Here is a 20,510-nt window from a genome sequence, read left to right as displayed (position 1 = left end):
CCGAGCGTCGCCGCCGACCGGCGGCGGGAGGTTGATTACCGCGGAGCCGCTACGGCGGGTGTGTTCGCCGAGTTCACGAGCCTGGTGCCGCGGTGGGTCCTCTGGGGAGTCGGTCTCGGCGGGGTCGCCACCGCCGTGGTCGCCTTCGCGTTCTACCTCGGGGACCGGTTCGTCCCGGCACCCGCCGCGTCGACCGGCGGCCGCGGCGCCGCCGGCGACGACCGCCGCCGCCGCGAGATCCGGACGTACCTGAACGCCGCCGGCGAGCGCTTTGACGAGGACCGCGCGTTCGACGGCGTGTCGGTCCCCTTCTACCTCCCGGACCGCGGGGTCGCGATCACCTTCGACGCGCACGACTACTTCCGGCTGGAGGGCGAAGGCGTCTACACCGTCCTCTGTGAACACGAGATGCCCGGCCGCGGGCTCGGTCGCCGGCTCCCGTTCGACGTGGACGAGCCCGACTGGGCGACCGACGACTCGTCCGGTTCGGACGGCGGCCGGTCCGGCGCCGGCGGCTTCGGCGGGCGATTCGGCGCCGACCGGGCCGCCGGGCGCTCGACCGCTCGCGGCCGCGCCGGCCGCGCGGACCCCGTCGGCGACGCGTTCGACGAGCTCGGCCTCGACCGCGACGCCGACGTCGACGCGGTGAAGGGCGCGTACCGCGAGCGCGTCAAGGAGACGCACCCGGACCAGGGCGGTGACGAGGAGTCGTTCCGCCGTGTCCGCGAGGCGTACGCGACCGCCCGCAACCACGCGGACGGCGGACCGAGCCCGGGCGGCGGCGACGCGGACCGCGACGCGGGCCGTCGCCGCGAGCGCTCGTCCGGGTACGGGCGGTGAGCGACCGCGCTCACGAGTCGGGGCCGACGTTCGCGGACCGCGCTGTCTACCTCCCGGGAGCCGACGCCCTCGTCGTCGCCGACCTCCACGTTGGCCGCGGCGAGGCGTCCGCCGTCTCGCTCCCGCTCGGCGAGCGCGCGGACCTCACCGACCGGCTCGGAACCCTCCTCGACCGGTTCGATCCCGGAACCGTGGCCGTCGCCGGCGACGTGGTCCACACCTTCGACCGAGTCACGGACAGGACCCTCGGCACACTGAACGCCCTCCGCGACGCATGCGAGACGCGCGGCGCCGCCCTCGAACTCGTCGCCGGCAACCACGACACCGCCCTGCCGAGCCGCTGGGACGGGCGGGCCCGCGAGGAGCTCGTTCTGAGCGAGAGCGGCGACCGGGACGCCGACGCCACGCACGTCGCGAGAACGGTCGTCTGTCACGGGCACGAGTCGCCCTCGACCGACGCCGACCGCTACGTGATCGGCCACGTCCACCCGACGATCGAGATCGAGGGCGACCGCCGGCCCTGCTTCCTCCGCGGCCCCGGAACGTACCGCGGGGGCGACCTCCTCGTGTTGCCCGCGTTCACCCGCCTCGCGCCGGGCGTGGCGGTCAACGACATGCGGACCGACGCGTTCGACTCCCCGCTCGTGACTGACGCGGACCGCCTCGCGCCGGTCGTGGTCGACTCCCCGTCGGAGGGCTCGGGCCGCGGTGCGGATGCGGGCGACGCGGGAGAGGCCCTCCGGTTCCCGCCGCTCGGCGAGTTCCGCCGGCTGTTGTGAGCGCTTCTGCCCCGCCGTGCGTACAGCACCGGACAAACACGGGAGCGCCTCGCCGAGGGTGTCACGGGTGAACCCCACCGCCGGCGACGTGGATCTCCTCGCTCTCTCGTCGGGCGAGAGACTATAACGAACGTTTATGATTTACGCGGTGCGAACCGTTCCCACATGGAAGCAGCCAGACTCCACGAGTACACCGACGACATGCGCGAGGGGCTCACCATCGACGAGGTCGACCGGCCGACGGCGACGGGGCCGGACGACGTCGTCGTCGAGGTCGAGGGCGCGGGCTGGTGCCAGACGGACAACCACATCATCGAGGGGATGTGGGCCGAGTACGTCCCGCAGGAACTGCCGCTGACGCTGGGCCACGAGAACGCGGGGACGGTCGTCGAAACGGGCGAGGACGTCGAGATCGTCTCCGCCGGCGACCCGGTGATCTGCCACCCGGTACAGACCTGCGGGACCTGTCGCCCCTGCCGGCTCGGCGAGACGATGCACTGCGAGAACAGCGCGTTCAACGGGCTGACTCACGACGGCGGCTTCGCCGAGTATCTCCACACCAGCGAACGAGCGGTCATCCCGCTGCCGAGCGGGGTCGAACCGATCGATATCGCGCCGCACGCGGACGCCGGCATCACCGCGTACCACGCGGCCAAGAAGGCGGTCGCGGAGCTGAACCCCGGCGACCACGCCGTCGTCATCGGCGTCGGCGGGCTCGGTCACATCGGGCTCCAGTGCCTGAACGCGATGAGCGCGGCAAAGATCACCGCCGTCGACCTGAAGGAGTCGGCGCTGAACCTGGCGAACAGTTACGGCGCGGACCACCTGGTGAACCCGAGCGAGGCCGAGGTGGCGGCCGAGATAGCGGGGATCACCGACGGCACGGGCGCCGCGCAGGTGCTCGACTTCGTCGGCGAGGACGTGACGACCGCCTACGCGCCGGACATCACCGCCGGCGGCGGCGACCACCACGTCATCGGCTACGGCGGGCACGTCCACGAGCCGTCGCAGGCGCTGGTGAACGGCGAGTTCTCCTTCGTCGGCAACATCGTCGGGCGGTACGCGGAGCTTCAGGAGCTCGTCGCGCTCGTCGAGCAGGGAGATGTCGACCTCCACACCAGCCGGTACGACCTCGGCGAGATCAACGCGGTCGCCGAGAAGCTCGAACACCGCGAGATCGACGGCCGTGCCGTGATCACGCCCTGAAACCGGCTCCGACAGCCGGACCGCGTCGCGGCCCGCGGCCTGTTCTTCGTCCCGTGGGACGTCTCGGGACAGGCCCCGAGCGAAAGCGGGGCGTACCCGTTCGAGGTGACGACCACGGTCCGGTGACCGGCGACCGGACAACGGGAAGACATTTAGCCCGGCGCCCGGGGAAATACGACATGAAAACTGCCCTCCCCGCCGATTCCCGCTTCACCGCCGCTCGGTGGTGGTCGCTCTACGCCGGCGTGTACGCGCTCGGCTGCGCCGCCCTCACTGCGTCGCTGCTCGCCGACGTGCTCGGCCTGTTCGCCGACGTGGTCGGTCTCCCGCCCGCGGCCGGGATGCCGCTCCTCGCGACCCCGGCGCTCGTCGTCGGGACGCTCGTCTGGTGGGCCCTCGTCGAGCGGCCGGACGCGCCCACGTATCTCCGTGGGGCCGCCTTCGGGCTGCTCACCGCGCTCCTCACCGGCGCGCTCTGGACGGCGTGGTTCGTGGTCATCTGGGGACTCGAGATGCTCGCCGCCGGGCCCGTGCGGCTGCTGGTCGGGTTCGTACTCGGCGCGGTCGCCGTCGCCGGCGTCCTCGTCGGGCTCCCGATCACGTACCTCCGGCGACGGAGCCGGCGGGCGTCGGCGGCCGCCGCGACCGCTAACTCCTTGTGACTGCGGCACACACTCGTTGCGCATGGACGAGAACGGCGTCGACGACGCCGGCGACGGCGCGACCGATCCGCTCGCCGACGAAGACGTCTATCGCGTGCTCGGGCCGGACGGGAGTCCCCTGCCCGACGCGACGGTGCCGGACCTCTCGGACGAGCGGTTTCGCGCTATCTACCGCGATCTGGTCGTCACGCGTCGGTTCGACGAGCGCGCCGTCAGCCTCCAGCGACAGGGCCGGATCGGGACGTACGCGCCCTGCGCGGGCCAAGAGGGGTCGGCCGTCGGGTCGACGCACGCGCTCGCGGACCGCGACCTGATAAGCTACCAGTACCGGGAGCACGGCGCGGCCGTCGTCCGCGACCTCCTCTCCGAGTACCTCCCCTACTGGATGGGCCACGAGGCCGGGACGGAAGCGATCGCCGACGGCAATGTCTTCCCACTGAACATCGGCATCGCGGCCCACCTCCCGCACGCGGTCGGGGCCGCGTGGGCGTTCGCCCACCGCGACGAGGACCGCGTCGTCGCCTGCCACTTCGGCGACGGCGCGACCAGCGAGGGCGACTTCCACGAGGCGATGAACTTCGCCGGCGTCTTCGACACGCCGACGGTATTCTGCTGTCACAACAACGGGTGGGCAATCTCGGTCCCGAGGGGGAAACAGACCGCGAGCGACACCTTCGCCGGGAAGGCGACCGCGTACGGTTTCGACGGCGTCCGCGCCGACGGCATGGACCCGCTCGCCAGCTACGCGGTCACGCGGGAGGCTGCCGAGCGTGCCCGACGCGGCGGTGACGGCGACGGCGGCGACGAGGTGGGCGGCAACGGCACCGCGGACGACCCGCGTCCGGTCCTCATCGAGTTCGTCGAGTACCGGTTCGGCGCCCACACGACCGCCGACGACCCGACGGCCTATCGCGACGCCGACGACGTTGACCCGTGGCGCGCGCTCGACCCGCTCGACCGCATGGAGACGTTCCTCCGTGAGACGGATCGCATCGACGACGATGGCGTCGCGGCGATCCGCGAGGAGGCGGACGACGTCGTCGCCGCAGCGATCGACGCGGCGGAGTCGGTTGAGGCCGACCCCGCCGCGATGTTCGACCACGCGTTCGCCGGGCTCTCGCCCGAGACCCGCCGTCAGCGCGACGACCTGCTCGCGGCCGTCGCGGAACGCGGCGAGGAGGCGTTCCTGCGAGAGGAGTGAGGGGGCCGCGAGGCGACCGGGCCGGCTACAGGTGCCCGCCCGCCGCGTTCGCCGCCTTCCGGCCGCTCTCTAGGGCGCCTTGGATCGACGACCACTCCGTGTAGTCGCCGGCGAGGACGACCGGGCCCTCGGGGTCGTCCGGCTTCGGGAGGTCGGCGTGGACACCCGGCGGCTGCGCGAACTGCGCGAACCGGATCCGATGGACGTCGAGGGTTTCCAAGCCGCCAAAGTCGCGGTCGGGGAACCACGCGTCCAGCGCGTCCCGAACGTCGTCGCGGAGGTCGCGCTCGTCGCGGTCGAGCGACTCCTGCCCGAGGAACGTCGCCGCGAGGAGCGCGCGGTCGCCGGGCGCGTACTCGGGCGCGACCTCCGACATCGGGACCACCGCGTTCGGCGACTCGTCGGCTGCGTTGAGGAGGATCCGGCCGCCCGTCTCGAACGACTCGCCCGCGGGGAGCGCGAACCACCCGGTCACGTTCGGCACGCCCTCGGTCGGGACCGACTTGACGCCGGTGAGCCGCCGGGCCTCCGGCGGCGAGGTCGCGACGACGACCGCGTCCGTCTCGCGCGTCGTACCGTCCGCGAGTTCCACGGTCGCACCGTCCGCGTCGGCGGCTCCGGTTCGGAAGGGAATCCGGCCCCCTCCGGCGATCCGGACCGCCTCCACGTCCCCGCCGGTCTCGATATCGACGCCCGCCTCGCGGGCGCGGTCGGCGAGCGCGGCGGGGAGCGCGGCCATCCCCTCGGCGGGGACGCCGATCGACCCACGGCCCATCGCGCGGAACGTGTACTCGAAAACGTGCTTCGAGGTCGAGAGGCTCCGGTCTAAGGTGATCCCGCCGTAGAACGGCTCGACGAAGTTCTCGACGTAGTCGTCGGCGAACCCCCAGTCGCGGAGGTACTCGCGGATCGGGGCGTCGCGCCCGGCGAAGAACTCGCCCTCGTCGCGGTTTCCGAGGTCGTACCGCAGCGCGAGCGTCCGGAGCTTGTCGGAGAAGGAGACCTCGTCGTTCAAAAGCGAGGGAATCGCGGACAGCGGGTCGCGGAGGGGGTCGCCGAGCGTCGAGCGCGAGCCCGGCCGGCAGATCGTCGCACCGGGCGCGAACGTCCGGAGGTCGAGGTCGTCGAGCCCGTCGGCGCCCAGTTCGCGCTCGACGGCGGGGTAGCTCGAGAAGAGGACTTGGAAGCCGCGGTCGACGGTGAACCCGTCGACCGTCTCCGTCCGCACGCGCCCGCCGACCTCGGGGCGTCGCTCGTACAGCGTCACGTCCGCGCCCGCCTCCGCGAGTCGGGTCGCCGCGACGAGCCCCGCGAGCCCGCCGCCGACGACCGTGGCGTTTCCGTTCATATGTGCTGTATCGGGTCGCGGGTTTATAAGCGGCGGCGGGTCGAGGCGATTCGATTGGCGAAGCCACAGCCGCTCGGCCGCGTTGCTTCTGATAAATCGCTGATCGACACAGTCCACTCCGAAGCCCCGCCCGACGGCGACCGCACAGCGCCTCGCGCCACCGCGGTTCGGGGTCTCGTCGAGACGGTCATCCGCACCCGAGTGCGAAGCGATTAGTCGCCGCCGCCGCAAGGTTCGGTATGGCAGACTTCGAGACCACGCCGGCGTTTCGCGGGCTGGAGAGTCGGGCGTCGGGACGCGTCCACGAGACCGCCGACGCGGCGGCCATCGACGACGACGAGCGGGCGCGCGGACTCGACCCGGTCTACGACTACGACGCCGTCGACCCCGACGACCTCTTCGACCCGGCGGCCCGCGGCGCGAGCGGCGACGCGCGGACCGCGCCCGCGACCGCGCGCGGCCACTGGCGCTTCGACGCCCTGCTCCCGTTCCCGGCCGACGGCGCGCTCACCGCGGGGGAGGGCGGGACGCCGCTCGTGGCCACCGACCGGCTCGCGGACGAGCTCGACGTCGACGCGGTGTACGTCAAAGACGAGGGGCGCAACCCGACGGGGACCGTCCTCGACCGCGGCCTCTCGCTCGCGACGACCGCGGTGGCGGCCCGGGCCGCCGCCGGCGGCGACGTGGAGCCGCTCGTCTGCGCGAGCCCGGGGAACGCCGGGCAATCGATGGCGGCGTACGCGGGCCAGGCGGACCTGCGGTCGTACGCGTTCGTCCCCTCGCGGTGCGCCTTCTCGAACAAGTCGATGACGAACGTCCACGGCGGCGAGATGCGTGTCGTCGGCGGGCGCTTCCCCGACGCGGCCGACGCGGTCGACGAGCAGCTCGCGACCGACTACACCGACCTCGGCGAGTTCGCCACGCCGTACCGCCACGAGGGCGCGAAGACGATCGCGTTCGAGCTCGTCGCCGACCTCGGTGACACCCCCGACGTGGTCGTCGTCCCGACCGGATCCGGCGAGGTCGTTGCCGGCGTCAACAAGGGGTTCGCCGAGCTGGCCCGGATCGGCGCGGTCGATGACACCCCGAAGGTCGTCGCCGCGCAGGCGTCCGGCTGCGCGCCGATCGCGGCCGCCGTCGAGCGCGGCCTCGACGAGCCCGAACCGTGGTCGACGCCCGACACAATCTGCGGCGAACTGGAGATTCCGGACCCCGCGGGCGGCGCCGCGGCAGTCGAGGCGGTCACCGAGAGCGGCGGGACCGCGGTCGGCGTCGACGACGACGACATCCTCGCGAGCGCGGTCGCCGTGGCGCAGAACGAGGTCGTCGAGATGGGCGCGACGGGCGGCGCGGCCCCCGCCGGCGCGTGGGCGCTCGCCGAGGAGGGCTTCTTCGACGGCGACGAGACCGTCGTGCTCCTCAACAGCGACGCCGGGCTGAAGACGCCCGACGTCCTCCGCAGCCACCTGATGGGACAAGGGATTTAGAAACGGAACCGGCGGTCAGCGACCGATTCGATTCAATCGCGCCGCGCGAGCAGGCCAGTGGCGAGCAGCGCGATCGCGGCCGCGACGACACCAAATCCGGGGACCTCCGCGCCCGTGTCGCCGTCGCTGCCGCCCGCGTCCGTCTCGTTTCCGTTCATGCCGTCGGTCGAGGAGTCGCCGCCGTCCGACGTATCATCGCTCCCGGACGAGTCGCCGTCGGAGGAGCCGTCGTCCGACGACTCGCCGCTCTCGGTGCCGTCCGTCGACTCGCTGCCCTCCTCCTGTAGCTCGACCACCGCGTTCGACAGCGTCGTCGTCGACCGGATCACGCTGCGCGGCGCGGGCTGGTTGAGGTAGTCCACGTTCATCACGACGTAGTTCTCCTCGACGCCAGCGGTCGTGCTGGCGTACGGCTCCTCCGCCAAGATCGCGGCCTCGGGGTCGGTGACCAGGATTAGCTCGGGGTCCGTCTGGAGGATCACCTCGTCGGAGAGCTGCGGGTACGCCTCGTACTCCGCGGCGACGTTGTCGGCGCCCCCGACGTTCATGATCGCGTCGATGAAGGTGTTGTTCGCGGCGACGTAGCCGCCGCCGAGCGGGTAGAGCGCGGCCGGGCGGTCGACGCCGGCGGTCCGGTTCTCCGCGGCGTCGACCGCGTCGTACATCTCCTCGTTCGTCTCGCTCGCGGCGTCGCACGCGCCGACGAGCCGACCGATCGTCTCCGTCTTCTCGGCGATGTCGTCGATCGAGGTCGCGGCCGGGAAGTGGTACACTTTGAGCCCCTGCTCGCGGAGCGGCCCCACGTCGGCGGCCGAGGAGTTCGGCGCCAGCACGAGGTCGGGCTCGGTGTCGACGACGCGCTCGACGCTCGCGCCGAACTCGGCCGAGACGTTCGCACGCTCCTCGGCGCCGTCGAGGTAGAGCGCGAACCGGCTCACGCCGACGACGCGGTCCTGTTCGCCGAGCTCCCACAGCGTCTGCGCGGCCGACGGGTTGAGCGTCGTGATCCGCTCGGGACGCTCCTCCAGCGTTATCGTGGTCCCGGTCGCGTCGGTCGCATTGAGCGGGAAGCCGCAGGCGCCGTCGGTCTGTGCGGGGGCGGCCCCCGCCCCGGCCGCGGACCCGACCGCCGGCTGTGTGCCCGCAGCCGATTGCGCGCCCGCAGCCGGTTGCGCGCCCCCGGTCAACTGCGCGCTCGCGCTCGGTCTGTCCGTCGCTATTGTCGGCTGTGCGCCCGCGGCGGTCCCGGCGACGCCGCCGATCAGGGCGGTCGCCACCAACGCGGCCATCGCAATTGCGAAGCTATTTCACATCGAATTGAGGACCGGACTCGTCCAATAAGTATTTATCTACTACAAGTTGTGTTGGAGAACGCATGCGACCCTGGGCTCGCTCGGCGGCGTGGTCGGCGGCGATAGCCGCGCTGCTGGCAGTCGTCGTCGTCGTCAGCGCCGCGATCGGTCCCGTCCGTATCCCGCCTGAGACGGTGGTGAAGTCGGTGTTGAACGCGCTCGCGGTGCCCTCCGGAATCGAAGCGAGCGCGAGCGGTGTCGGCCCGTTGCCGGTCCCCGGCGTCGGTCCCCTCACGCTCCCCGGCGTCGACCTCGCGTTCGCGTCGCCGTTCGCGTTCCCCGTCGACTCCGTCCACCAGCGGATCGTCGTGGGCGTGCGGCTCCCGCGGATCCTGCTCGCCGCGCTCGTCGGCTTCGCGCTCGCGGCCGCCGGCACGGTGATGCAGGGGTTCTTCCGAAACCCGATGGCCGACCCGTCGATCATCGGCGTCTCGTCGGGCGCGGCGGTCGGCGCGGTGGCGTTCATCGTCTTCCCCGCCGCGCTCTCCGCGACCGTCGCGCTCCCGCTCGTCGGCCCCGTCGAGGTCGCGCTCTCGCGGGGCGCGGGGACGAGCCTCTTCGCGTTCGTCGGCGCGCTGGTCGCCGCCTTCGGCGTGTACGCCATCGCGACCCGGAACGGCCGGACTCCCGTCGCCACCCTCCTGCTCGCCGGCGTCGCGGTCCAGACGTTCCTCGGCGCGGTCGTCTCCTACCTCCAGCTCCAAGCGGGGGAGTCGCTCCGGCAGATCGTCGCGTGGCTGATGGGCCACCTCTCGGGCGCGGCGTGGAGCGAGGTGGCCGTCACCGCCGCCGTCGTGCCGCCGCTGTTCCTCCTGCTGCTCGCGTACGCCCGTGACCTCAACGTCCTCCTGCTCGGCGAGGAGGAGGCACGGGGGCTGGGGATCGCGGTTGAGCGCACGAAGCGGGTGTTGCTCGCTGCCTCGGCGCTCGTCACGGCCGCCGGGGTCGCGTTCGCCGGCGTGATCGGGTTCGTCGGTCTCATCGTCCCCCACATGCTCCGGCTCGTCGTCGGGCCCGACCACCGGACGCTGCTCCCGACCGCGGCACTCGCGGGCGGCACGTTCCTCGTCGCGGCCGACACCGTCGCGCGCTCCGCGGCCGCGGAGTACCCGGTCGGGATCATCACCGCCGCGGTCGGCGCGCCATTCTTCGTCTACCTGCTCGTGACCCGGGAGGTGACGGAGCTGTGAGTGCGGATCCCACCGTCGACGCCGAGACGACGGGCGCGGCCGACTCCGCCGCGTCGGCCGCGGGCGGCGGCGACGGTTCCGAGGCCCTCCCCGACACGGCGCTCTCGTTCGGCGACGCGCCGCTGCTGTCGGCCGCGGACGTGGCCGTCTCGTTCGGCGACCTCGACGTCGTCTCCGGCGTCGACCTCCGGGTCGAGCCCGGCTCGCTCGTCGGCCTCGTCGGGCCCAACGGCGCCGGGAAGACCACCGTGCTGCGCGCGGTGACCGGCGCGGTCGAGCCGGACGCCGGGACCGTGCGCCTCGGCGGCGACCCGGCGTCGTCGCTGTCGGCCCGTGAGGTCGGTCGGCGCGTCGCGAGCGTCCCGCAGACGACGAACCTCTCGTTCGACTTCCGGGTGCGCCACGTCGTCGAGATGGGTCGGACGCCCCACCTCGGGCGCTTCGACGCGCACGGGACCGAGGACGACGCCGCGGTCGACGCCGCGATGGCGGCCGCCGATGTCGAGCGCTTCGCCGACCGGTCGATCACCGAGGTCTCGGGCGGCGAGCGCCAGCGCGTGCTGCTCGCGCGGGCGCTGGCGCAGGCGGCGCCGCTCCTCCTCCTCGACGAGCCGACCGCCAGCCTCGACGTACACCACGCGGTCGAGACGCTCGAACTGGTCCGCGAGTTCGTCGACGGCGGCGACCGGGGAGCGATCGCCGCGATCCACGACCTCGACGCCGCGGCCCGCTACTGCGACGAGGTGGTCGTCATCGCGAACGGCGGGGTTCAGGCCGCCGGGCCGCCCGAGTCGGTGCTATCGGCGTCCGCCGTCGGCGCGGCCTTCGACGCCGAGGCGTTCGTCGGTCGTAACCCGGCCACCGGGACGCCCGCGGTCACTGCGTTCCCGGAGAGCGACGCCGAGCCGCGCAGCGTCCACGTGATCGGCTCGGGGCGGTCGGGCGCGCGCGTCGTCGCCCGGCTGGCCGCCGCGGGCCACGAGCCCTCCGTCGGCGTAGTCCCCGAGGGAGACGCGGCCGCCGGCGCCGCCGCGGACGCGGGCGCGACAGCGGTGACGGCGCCCCCATTCGAGGACCCTTCCCCGGAGGCGCTCGCTGCGGCGCGCGACCTCGCGGCCGACGCCGACGCGACGCTCGTGGTCGCGGCGGACGGCGACGTCGCCCCGACAGCGAACGGCCCGAACGCCGAGGTCGCGGCGGCCGCGGACCGCGTCGTCCCCGTCGCCGACGACGTCGACGACGGGGAGCTGCTCGACGCCGTCGCGGCCGCGAGCGGTGCCGAGCCGGCGGAGTGACTCCGGCCGCTCGGGTCCCCGCCGTCCGGCTCGCGAAGCGTCACCGTTTATTCGCTCGACCGCGTCCCTCCGACGATGAGCGTCCCCTGCGTCGCCGTCGCCCGCGAGCGCGGCGAGACCGTCCGGAGCCGGCTCGCCGACGTCGACGCCCTCGACGGCGACCACCAGATCGCCGTCGACGGCGAGACGATCTACATCCCCGTCGCGGACCGCGAACTAGTGCCCGCTGCGTTCGCCGACCGGATCGTCGAGCGCGACGCCGAGCGACGGGACCGCCCCACGACGCCCGCCGACATCCTGGGATACGAGCCCTCTATCGAGCGGCTCGGTGACATCGTCATCGTCGACGAGGACGACGACGAGCGCGCCCGCGAGATCGCCGACGCCGTCGCGGCCTCCGACGTGCCCTGCGAGACGGTCCTCAACCGCGCGTCGCCGATCGTGGGCGAGTTGCGGGTCCGCTCTTGGGACGTGCTGGTCGGCGACGACACGGAGACGGTCCACCGCGAGTACGGCCACGAGTTCGCGCTCGACGTCGCCGCGGTGTACTTCTCCCCGCGGCTCGCGACCGAGCGTCACCGCGTGGCCGAGCAGGTCGACCCCGGAGAGTCGGCGATCGACATGTTCGCCGGCGTGGGCCCGTACGCGGTACCTATGGCGTCCCGCGGCGCCGACGTGGTCGCCTGCGATCTCAACGAGCGCGCGGTCGAGTACCTCCGCGAGAACGCCGCGCGCAACGGGGTCACCGACCGGGTGACCGCGATCAGCGGCGACGTGCGCGACCTCGCCGACTCCCACGCGGACACCGCCGAACGCCTCGTGATGAACCTCCCCCACTCCGCGGACGAGTTCTTGGACACCGCCGTCGCGCTCGCCGGCGACGACTGCGTGATCCACTACTACGACATCCAACACGAGGACGACCCCTTCGGCCCGGGGCGGCGCGCGATCGAGGCGGCCGCGGGCGACGACTACGCGGTCACCGTCGAGACCGAGCGGGTCGTCCGGTCGTACGCCCCCCACGAGCACAACGTCTGTCTCGACGCTCGCCTGACGCGCGACGCCGACTGATCCGGCCGCTCCGCGCGCCCGACGAACCGAGGCAGACACGTCAGGGAATATACTTATGAGTGTAACTATCTAACATGTCTTCGTATGAGCGACGCCGCAGACCCCGAAGAGCGAATCGACGAGACGACCACGTGGCCGGAGCTGGCGATGGGGCTCTACGACCGCTTGACCGGTCGAAACGCCGAGATACACTACCAGTTCGAGGACATGACCGTCGAGGTGCCGAGCGGGACGGGAGACGACGTCGAACACGCCGAGTGGCGCGTCGACGGCGGCGTCCGCGTCACGACCCGTGAGCGGGACTGAGTCTCACGCCGCCCTCGCAGTCGAGACCGACGACCTGACGCTCTCCGTCGACGGGGTCGATGTGTCGGTCCACGCTACCGAGCGGCGCCTGTTCCTCGAAGTAGAGAGCGTCGGTGACGCCCTCCGCGTCGCCCGCCGCCTCCCGGGCGACGCTGCCTCGGACCTCGCGGTCAGGGAACTGCGACTGGGGGACCTCACCGCCGAGGTCAGGGTCCGCGGACGAACGGTCGCGATCGCGGGCGCCGACGCGCGCCCCGGTCCGGTCTCACACCGCCTCGGCGTCGCGCCCGCCGAGGTGCGCCTCGCGGGGGTCGTCGGCGCCGGATACGGCGGCCTTTCCGCCGCGGTGCGCCGCGCGCGGCGGCTGTTCGCGTAGCGTCGAACGGGACGGAGAGCGGCGGCGCCGCTCGCGATCCGTCGTCGAGACAGCGAAAACGCCGCGCCGCCCCGAGGGGGGTCGGGGCGGAGCGGCCGGGGCCCGTCACATGACAAGCGGCCGCGGCGACGGTCGGCGGACCAGAGGCGATTTTGCGCTTGGCGCGTCGGTGACGCGTTTCACACGGTAGCCGCGGCGGAACGCTACTGGGGATGACGGCCGCGCCGAGTCGCGGTTGGGGAGACGACCGACGAGACCCTTGCCGCCCGGTACGGGCTCCGACCGGGCACGCACCGCCGAGGGATTCGATCCCCGCCGTCTCGGCACGCGGACGGTGTCAGCACATTCAAATTGAAGTCCGAACGAGTATTTAGTCTTTTTCCTTATACAATTGTATTGTGTTCTGGTTTCCTGTGTGTTTATAGATGTAATATGGGAACGATTGTGACGTTCGTCTTATTCGTATCGGGCGCGCGCCACTTCCAGCGCGCGGCTCGGCTCCTGCCGCGTCCCCGTTGCGTCCCCGTTTCGGAACCCTTATTTTTCCGTCCGGGAATTGTGTGATGAGCGCCGGGGTAGCTCAGCTGGCAGAGCGATTCCTTCGTAAGGAATAGGTCGAGGGTTCAAATCCCTCCTCCGGCTCTTCTACCGAATCGTCTTCCGACCGAGAGCCGCGGCCGTGCGCGCCGTCGTCCTCCGTGATCGGCCTCTTTCTGATCGTTCCGTCACCGCTGTGCGATATCAGATTTATATTATCAAAAGAATATTAGGTGTGGGTCTATGTACCATGGAGCCGTATGCGCAGATATGCGACCAGAATACGAGCATCACGGCGAAGAAGTGTACGAGTGTTTCAAATGCGGTCGGCGAACGGACTCGCCGGGCGAGTGCGAGTGTGGCGGTGAACTGTGTCATATCGGCCGTTCCCGGGATCTGTAGCCGGATCTGTCACCGCCTGGTCTCGGCCCGTCGTCGATCCGATCAGTCGCTCCCGGCGGCGTCGTTCCCGTCGCCTCCGTCGGCGTCGCTTCCCCCGGCGTCGTCGCCAACCTCGCTCTCCGCGTCCTCGCCGCTCGCATCCCCGTCCGGCTCGAACTCCGGCAGCGAGAGGACGTTCTCCCGCCCCAGCCGGAAGCCGTCGAGGTCGCCCTCGTCGCGGAGCCCCGTCACCACCTGACTCGTCTTCGCGGCGGTCCAGTCCAGCTCCTCGGCCACCTGCTTCTGTTTCATCCGACCGCCCTGTGACTCGATGAGGCGAAGCACCTGCTCCTCGTTGCTCAACAGGTCGCTGTCGACGGTCGGCGCCGCGTCCGCCTCGTCGTCGCTCTCACCGGAGGTGTCCGCGTCGCCGTCTCCGCCGAGTCCCGACTCGTCGCTTGCGGCAGCCCCGTCACTCGCGGCAGTCTCGTCACTCGCGGCAGTCTCGCTCCCGGCGGTCTCGCTTCCGACCGCCGTGTCGGTCGCGACGACTCCCTCTCCGCCGTCGTCCCCGGCGTTGCGCCGCCGATAGGCGGTTGTTCCGGCGACGACGAGCACGGCGAAGAGAGCGACGAGCCCGGCGGTCGGCACCCCCGAGAGCGGCCCGGCGGGTGCGACCGCGATCCGCGGTTGGCCGGCCGAGAAGTCGACCGGACCGTTCCAGACGACGGACCCCTCCCGGACCTCGCTCGGCTCCGGCGTCGTCTCTCCGAGGCGATACCCGTCCGGCCACGAGACGATAAGCGACGAGGAGCCGTCGAGGAACAGCCCGTCGACTGCGTCGCCGACGCGCAGCCGGTCGCCGTCGACGGCGGCGAAGTTCGTCCACTCGAACCGGTAGGTCAACACGCCGTACGCCTGCGGGAGTTCGCGCCGCTCGGCGGTGACGGTCGCGTTCGACACGGTCATGTTGCGCCCTGTCGCCGACTCGGCGGTCGCCGCGGTCGAGGCCATCCGGTCGCGGAACCGGGCCGTGTACGCGTCCGTGTCGTTCTCCACGTCGGCGCGAAGCTGCTCGAACGCCCGCTCCTCCTCGTCGGTGCCGAGCCGGATCCGGTACTCGACGGTCCATTGCGCGTCGCCGTCCGGTTGGACGGCGACCGCCATCGACACGTCGTCCGGTTCGACGTCCATCTGTGCGAAGCCGCCCTCGAACGGGACCGCGCCCGCGCCGCCGGCGGCGAGGGCGAGACCGACGGCCCCGAGGAGTGCGACGACGGCGAGGAGGACCGGCGCTCGCTTCACGTCCTACGCCACACGGAGAGCCGGTAAATTCCTTCCCATGCGGAACGGCTACGCGGTGCCGCCGCCAGCGGGGCGGCGGGTGTGTGCGGGTTCACGGCGCCACCGACTTCACGCATCGAGGCGAGACGGACTGCCGACGGTCGTCGGCGGGGCGCCCGCGCCGCCGCTCGAACTGTTTCCGTCGGGGCCGCCGCTCGGACCGTTTCCGTCGGAGGCGCCGCTCGAACTGCCTCCGTCAGAGGCGTCGTCGCTTGAACCGTTTCCGTCGGAGGCGTCATCGCTCGGCCCGCTTTCACCCCCAGGTTCGCTCCCCGGGTCAGTCGGACCGCCGGTCGACGCGTTGCCGGCTCCGCCGCCGGTCGCGGTGCCGGATCCCGGGGGGTCGGACCGGTTCGGGCCGTCCGCGGCGACGGCTCCGGTCCCGTTCGCGCTCCCCGACGCCGGCGGTCCGACGGACCCGTTACCGGGCTCACCGCCCGGACCCTTTCCCGAACCGGCCCCGGGCGTTCCCATCGATCCGTTCCCCGAGCTCGCTCCCGGCGGCCCGGCCGATCGATTTCCCGAATCTCCTCCGGGCCGCCCCATCCCGGGTGAGCCGGCGTCGACGGGCGGGCCGCGTGCGGTCCCGTTGCCCGGCGGGCCGCGCCGCCCGGGGGCGACCGGTCCGCCGACGTCTTTGCCCGCCACGCCGCGGGCGATGGCGGCGACCTCGGGGCCGCTGAGTTCGTTCGCGCGCTCGCGCAGCGTCGCCAGCCGCTCGTTGTCGACGCCCGTCTCGTTCCGGACGGCGGCGGGGAGTTCGGCGGCCGCGCTCGCGCTCCGGTTCAGCCCCCGCGAGAGCGTCTCGATCCGCGCGATCGTCGTCGCCATCCGCGCGGCGTACGCGCCCTGACTCAGCTCCCCGGCCTCGCGGCGCTCGCGGAGCTCGTCCTGTCGCTGTTCCAGCTCCGCGAGGCGCTCCGCGGTCCGGTTCAGCCGCTCCGCGACGACGGCGGCGCGGCTCTCGTTGGTCTCGGACTCCCGGAGCGCGACCTCGAACGCTCGCGATTCGACCTCGCCCTCGATCTCCGCGCCCTGAACGCCGACGACGCCGGCGAGCCGCTCGCCGGGACTGAGGTCGCCCGTCGCGTTCACGCCGCTCGCGCTCTCGGCGCCCGAGTCCCCACCGCTCCCGTTCTCCGGGTCGGTCTGTGCGGTCACCATGCCCGCCGGCGCGGCGGCGGCGGCTCCGACGATCAGGGCCGCGGCGACGGCCGCGACGACGAGACTCGCAATCCAGCGGTTCATTACCGGCGTTTATGCCCTCCGATCGTATATATCCGGAACTCCGTTAAGCCGGATCAACGCGGATTAATCGCCCGACGAGACCGGGACGGCTCGATTCCTGAAAAACGAGTGACAACTGCGGGTCGCCTCCGCGGAGGACGCGCCGTCGCGACTCAGTACGTCTTCGCGAAGTACGCCGTCCGCTCGGCGGCGTCGTCGCACATCGCGCACGTCTCCTCGTGGTCCCCGTCGGCGAGGGGGTCCTCGTCGTCGAACGGGACCATCACGATCTCGGCGGCCATCGGTTCCTTGATCGGCTCCTCGCAGGCCTCGTCGCCGCACCACGGCGCCTTCACGTAGCCGCCGTGCTGGCCGAGCGTGCCGAGGATCTCGGCGCGGTCGTCGGCCTCGCGCACGCCGTCGTCGAGGGTCTCCTCCGCGGTCGCGTACAGCTTGGCGTATATCTCGTCGAACTGGTCGCGGACGGTCTCGGCGACGGCCTCGCGGTCGACCTCGACGCTCTCGCCGTCGGGCCGGTGGACCAGCGTGAGCTCCTCGTCGTCGACCTCGTGGGGACCGATCTCGATCCGGAGAGGGATCCCGTTAAGCTCGTGTTCGTTGAACTTGAACCCGGGGTTGCGCTCGTCGCGGTCGTCGAGCTCGACCCGGATCCCGGCATCGTCGAGGTCGTCGGCCACGCCCTCGGCGTAGTCGAGGACGTCTTCTTTCGTGTCCTCCTGCCAGATGGGGACGACGACGACCTGCGTGGGCGCGACCGTGTGAGGCAAGACGAGCCCCTGCTCGTCGGAGTGGGTCATGATCAGCGCGCCCAGCGCGCGCCACGAGAGCCCCCACGAGGTGGTGTGGGCGACGCGCTCCTCCTCGTCCTCGTCCGAGTAGGTGATGTCGAACGCCTCGGCGAACGACTGCCCGAGGTGGTGGGAGGTGCCCGCCTGGACCGACTTCCCGTCGGGCATCAGCGCCTCGACGGTCGTCGTCGTGTCCGCGCCGGGGAACTTGTCGTGGTCCGGCTTCTGCCCCTTCAGGACGGGCATCGCCAGCAGGTCGTCGTAGACGGACTCGTACTGGTCGAGCCGGGTCATCGTCTCCGCCCACGCGTCCTCGCGGGTCGCGTGCGCCGTGTGGCCCTCCTGCCACAGGAACTCCTTCGTCCGGAAGAAGGGCTTCGTCTCTGTCGCCTCCCAGCGCACGACCGAGCACCACTGGTTCACGCGCAGCGGGAGGTCGCGGTGGCTCCGCACCCACTGGCTGATGTACGGCGTGATGATCGATTCGGAGGTGGGCCGGACCGCGAGCCGCTCCTCGAGCTCCTTGTTGCCCGCCTCGTCGACCCACGCCACCTCGGGATCGAACCCCTCGACGATGTCCTTCTCCCGTTCGAGGTACGACTCGGGGATGAACATCGGGAAGTAGGCGTTCTGGACGCCGGTGTCCTTGAACTTCGCGTCGAGGAACCCCTGGAGCCGCTCCCAGACCGCGTACGCCCGCGGACGGGTGACGATGAAGCCGCTCATCCCCTCCGGCCCGTAGTCGGCGAGGCCGGCCTTTCGTACGACCTCGGCGTACCACTCGCCCGTGTTGTGCGTCTTGGACTCGGTGATCCCGAGCTCTTGGTCGTCGTCGCTCATTACTCTCGAAAGCGGGTGTCGCGGGCTTAAAAGGTCCGAACCCGACCGCAGCGCCGCGTCCGCCCCGAACGTGTACCCCGGTCACGTCCCGCACAGATGGAATCCGGGGAAACGTTAACCGCCTCGCGTCGCCTACGTCGCCCATGGACCTGTCGGGGGTGCGCCGCCACGCGCCGCAGTCGCTCGCCGGGCGGCGCGAGGCGGCCGTGTTGGCGCCGGTGATCGCGCGCGACGGCGACGCCCACCTGCTGTTCACCAAGCGCGCCGCGCACCTCGGCGAGCACCCCGGACAGATGAGCTTCCCCGGGGGCGGCCGCGAGCCGATCGACCGGACGCTGACGGACACCGCGCTGCGCGAGGCCGACGAGGAGGTCGGGATGCGGTCGTCGGAGGTCGACGTGATCGGCCGGCTCGACGACACGCGCACCTCGTCGCAGTACGCGGTCCGGCCGTTCGTCGGCGTCGCACCCGACCGCGAGTACGTCCCGGATGAGTCGGAGGTCGCGGAGGTGGCGGTCCTCCCGGTCGACGCGCTCACCGACCCCGCGAACTACGAGTCGGAACGCCGCGTCGACCACCCGGAGTACGGCGACCACCGCGTCCACTACTTCCACGTCGGCGGCTACACCGTCTGGGGCGTGACGGGCCGGATGGTGGTACAGCTACTGGAGCGGACGACCGACTGGCGCGCGCCCGCCGAGCCCGACCGCGTGGTCGGGGCGGACGCCGAGCTCCCGATTTAGCCATTCGTGGACGACGGCGTGGCCGGCCGCGTCACTCGGCGGGCTCGACTTCGAGCCGCAGCGTGAGGTCGGCCCCGTCGGCCAGCGTGGCGACGAGGTCGCGGTCGAGGTCGGCGGCGGCGCCGTCGCCGTCGACGAGGATCGTCCGCTCGTCGTCCGTGTAGTCGCTCGTCCGACCGACCATCGAGCGGTCGTCGAGCAGCGCGAGGTCCGGGTCGCCTCGGCCGGTGATCGTCTGCTCGAACGTCTCGTCGCCCGCGTCGACGACGAGCGTCGCCTCGATCGTCGCGTCCGCGTCCCGACACGCCTCGCGGAACTCGGCCGAAAAGTCTCGGGGGGTCCGGTCGGCCTCGACGCCGACGATACAGTCCCCCGCCGGGGTGAGCCAGTCGTCGGTCGTGAGTTCGAACGTGCTCGCGTGCTCGGCGGAGACGTGCTCGTGGCCCGTCGCGCGGACGACTTCGACGCGGGTGTCGTCGACGTCGCGCTCGCCGTCGTCGAGGGCGTCGCCCGCGGCGGGCTCGCTCGGGGCGTCTGCGTCGCTCATGCTCGCCGGTCGGCCGCGGCGCGACAAGTGGCCGTCGCTTCGGCGGCGAAGGCGGAGCCCGGGACTCCCGCCTCAGACGTCGGCGCCCTCGGCGAGCGCCGGGACGAGCCGGGCGGGGTTCTTCGCCAGCACGCGACGCATCAGGTCCTCGGAGACGTCGAGCGTGAGCACCTCCATCACGCCGACGTTCGGGTGGACGTCGGGCGCCCCAGAGCCGAAGAGGACGCGGTCGGGGTGTTCCAACACGCCGCGTTCGAGCACCTCTCGGTAGCGCACGGCGCTCGTGTCGACGTACACCCGGTCGTACTCGTCGAGCAGGTCCAGCGTCTCGTTCATCAGGTCGGCGTCCAGCGGGTAGCCGCCGAAGCTCCCCAGCACGACCGGCAGGTCGTAGTCCAGCAGCTCCGTCTCGACCGCCTCGGGCGGGAATTTCCGGCCGGCGTAGACGAAGAGTGGGAGGTCGGCGTCCTCCAGCCGCGTCAGCACGTCCTCGTTCGGCAGCCCGTCGACGTGGGGGGCCAGCGTGAAGCCGTGGAAGCGGTCGTCGTAGGAGTACTGCTCGACGTCGTCCGGCCGGGCGTGGTGGTCGCCGCGCTCGGCGCGGAGGTTCCGGACCGCCGACACGGGCCCGGTCCCCGGGTCGCGGGGGCCGTTGAGCCGGGCGAACGCGACGAACGGGCGGTCGATCGACAGGCGCGCGACCGCGTTGTTCGCGCGGAGGTAGCTCCGCCCGGCGGCGCGCTGGCCGGGGCTCGCGACCGCGCGGACGATCCCGGCCTGGAGCATTTCCCGTTCCAGTCGCTCCGGCGAGATGTCCCGCCCGTGGGTGGCGACCGACGACTCGTCGGGGTCGAGGGTCGCGCGGGTGTCGACGATCCGGAAGTCGTGTTCGAGCCCGAGCATGGCCGCTCTCTACCCGTCCGTCTCGGGCGATCCGGATGTGCCTGTCGGTCGCACGGCGGCGGGCGA

The 20,510-nt window shown here is 72.0% G+C and carries 19 protein-coding genes and 1 tRNA gene; 13 read left to right on the top strand and 7 right to left on the bottom strand.

All coding sequences use genetic code 11. From position 1 onward, the window contains the following. Window positions 1–60 precede the first annotated feature (60 nt). The 5 genes from Z052_RS04760 (at window position 61) to Z052_RS04740 (ending at window position 4,688) form a co-directional block, all read left to right on the top strand. A complete protein-coding gene (locus Z052_RS04760; RefSeq protein ID WP_049931074.1) occupies window positions 61–840 on the top strand; it encodes a J domain-containing protein in 780 nt (259 codons plus the stop codon). Next, window positions 837–1,619, top strand: coding sequence for a metallophosphoesterase (locus Z052_RS04755; protein ID WP_094520410.1), 783 nt, complete (start codon window positions 837–839; stop codon window positions 1,617–1,619). Before Z052_RS04760 ends, Z052_RS04755 begins: the two co-directional genes overlap by 4 nt. A 165-nt stretch (window positions 1,620–1,784) precedes the next feature. Then, window positions 1,785–2,825: an NAD(P)-dependent alcohol dehydrogenase gene (locus Z052_RS04750; protein WP_094520411.1), complete on the top strand. Its 1,041-nt coding sequence runs from the start codon at window positions 1,785–1,787 to the stop codon at window positions 2,823–2,825. 179 nt (window positions 2,826–3,004) lie between these two features. Then, the gene (locus Z052_RS04745) at window positions 3,005–3,487 is read left to right on the top strand and encodes a hypothetical protein (protein ID WP_086221011.1); all 483 of its coding nucleotides are present in this window, start codon (window positions 3,005–3,007) and stop codon (window positions 3,485–3,487) included. 22 nt (window positions 3,488–3,509) lie between these two features. Beyond that, on the top strand, window positions 3,510–4,688 hold the full coding sequence (locus tag Z052_RS04740; RefSeq protein WP_094520412.1) for a thiamine pyrophosphate-dependent enzyme: 1,179 nt from the start codon (window positions 3,510–3,512) through the stop codon (window positions 4,686–4,688). 25 nt (window positions 4,689–4,713) lie between these two features. Here Z052_RS04740 and Z052_RS04735 read toward each other — a convergent pair whose 3' ends face one another. Continuing rightward, entirely contained in the window at window positions 4,714–6,036 is a 1,323-nt protein-coding gene (locus tag Z052_RS04735; protein ID WP_099288861.1) for an NAD(P)/FAD-dependent oxidoreductase, read from the bottom strand. A 239-nt stretch (window positions 6,037–6,275) separates the two neighbouring features. Here Z052_RS04735 and Z052_RS04730 point away from each other — a divergent pair, with 239 nt between their 5' ends. Continuing rightward, on the top strand, window positions 6,276–7,523 hold the full coding sequence (locus Z052_RS04730; protein WP_094520413.1) for a pyridoxal-phosphate dependent enzyme: 1,248 nt from the start codon (window positions 6,276–6,278) through the stop codon (window positions 7,521–7,523). Between the two features lie 32 nt (window positions 7,524–7,555). Here the strand turns inward: Z052_RS04730 and Z052_RS04725 are convergent, their stop codons facing one another. Further along, the gene (locus tag Z052_RS04725) at window positions 7,556–8,812 is read right to left on the bottom strand and encodes a PGF-CTERM-anchored ABC transporter substrate-binding protein (protein WP_241897894.1); all 1,257 of its coding nucleotides are present in this window, start codon (window positions 8,810–8,812) and stop codon (window positions 7,556–7,558) included. 86 nt (window positions 8,813–8,898) lie between these two features. On the opposite strand from Z052_RS04725, the gene btuC reads away from it, so the two are divergent. From btuC to Z052_RS04695, 6 genes are all read left to right on the top strand, one after another. After that, window positions 8,899–10,065: a vitamin B12 ABC transporter permease BtuC gene (gene btuC / locus Z052_RS04720; protein WP_049932834.1), complete on the top strand. Its 1,167-nt coding sequence runs from the start codon at window positions 8,899–8,901 to the stop codon at window positions 10,063–10,065. 122 nt (window positions 10,066–10,187) lie between these two features. Then, entirely contained in the window at window positions 10,188–11,360 is a 1,173-nt protein-coding gene (locus Z052_RS04715; RefSeq protein ID WP_394338379.1) for an ATP-binding cassette domain-containing protein, read from the top strand. 75 nt (window positions 11,361–11,435) lie between these two features. Further along, window positions 11,436–12,431, top strand: a complete 996-nt coding sequence (locus Z052_RS04710) for a class I SAM-dependent methyltransferase family protein (RefSeq protein WP_094520415.1) — start codon at window positions 11,436–11,438, stop codon at window positions 12,429–12,431. An 84-nt stretch (window positions 12,432–12,515) separates the two neighbouring features. Next, window positions 12,516–12,737, top strand: coding sequence for a hypothetical protein (locus Z052_RS04705; protein ID WP_049932832.1), 222 nt, complete (start codon window positions 12,516–12,518; stop codon window positions 12,735–12,737). Continuing rightward, window positions 12,724–13,113 (top strand): peptide ABC transporter ATP-binding protein, encoded by a 390-nt coding sequence (locus tag Z052_RS04700; RefSeq protein ID WP_086216236.1) that lies wholly within the window; start codon window positions 12,724–12,726, stop codon window positions 13,111–13,113. The genes Z052_RS04705 and Z052_RS04700 overlap by 14 nt, the downstream gene beginning before the upstream one ends. Window positions 13,114–13,682: 569 nt before the next feature. Further along, a tRNA-Thr gene (locus Z052_RS04695) sits at window positions 13,683–13,755 on the top strand. Between the two features lie 339 nt (window positions 13,756–14,094). Here Z052_RS04695 and Z052_RS04690 read toward each other — a convergent pair. The 3 genes from Z052_RS04690 to proS all read right to left on the bottom strand — a co-directional run bounded on the left by Z052_RS04690 (window position 14,095) and on the right by proS (window position 18,251). Then, complete coding sequence (locus tag Z052_RS04690; RefSeq protein WP_094520416.1) at window positions 14,095–15,336, bottom strand: hypothetical protein; 1,242 nt, start codon at window positions 15,334–15,336, stop codon at window positions 14,095–14,097. 108 nt (window positions 15,337–15,444) lie between these two features. Next, window positions 15,445–16,623, bottom strand: a complete 1,179-nt coding sequence (locus tag Z052_RS04685; RefSeq protein ID WP_099288860.1) for a hypothetical protein — start codon at window positions 16,621–16,623, stop codon at window positions 15,445–15,447. A gap of 152 nt (window positions 16,624–16,775) precedes the next feature. After that, window positions 16,776–18,251, bottom strand: a complete 1,476-nt coding sequence (gene proS / locus Z052_RS04680; RefSeq protein ID WP_086216640.1) for a proline--tRNA ligase — start codon at window positions 18,249–18,251, stop codon at window positions 16,776–16,778. A gap of 143 nt (window positions 18,252–18,394) precedes the next feature. Here proS and Z052_RS04675 point away from each other — a divergent pair, with 143 nt between their 5' ends. After that, complete coding sequence (locus Z052_RS04675) at window positions 18,395–18,994, top strand: CoA pyrophosphatase (RefSeq protein WP_049932827.1); 600 nt, start codon at window positions 18,395–18,397, stop codon at window positions 18,992–18,994. A gap of 31 nt (window positions 18,995–19,025) precedes the next feature. Here Z052_RS04675 and Z052_RS04670 read toward each other — a convergent pair whose 3' ends face one another. After that, window positions 19,026–19,541, bottom strand: coding sequence for a DUF371 domain-containing protein (locus tag Z052_RS04670; RefSeq protein ID WP_094520418.1), 516 nt, complete (start codon window positions 19,539–19,541; stop codon window positions 19,026–19,028). A 72-nt stretch (window positions 19,542–19,613) separates the two neighbouring features. After that, window positions 19,614–20,444, bottom strand: a complete 831-nt coding sequence (locus Z052_RS04665; protein WP_094520419.1) for an amidohydrolase family protein — start codon at window positions 20,442–20,444, stop codon at window positions 19,614–19,616. Between the last annotated feature and the right edge of the window lie 66 nt (window positions 20,445–20,510).

The organism is Halorubrum sp. C191 (genome assembly GCF_002727095.1).
GTDB classification, from domain to species: Archaea; Halobacteriota; Halobacteria; order Halobacteriales; family Haloferacaceae; genus Halorubrum; species Halorubrum ezzemoulense.
This window is presented reverse-complemented; position numbering and strand designations above follow the sequence as displayed.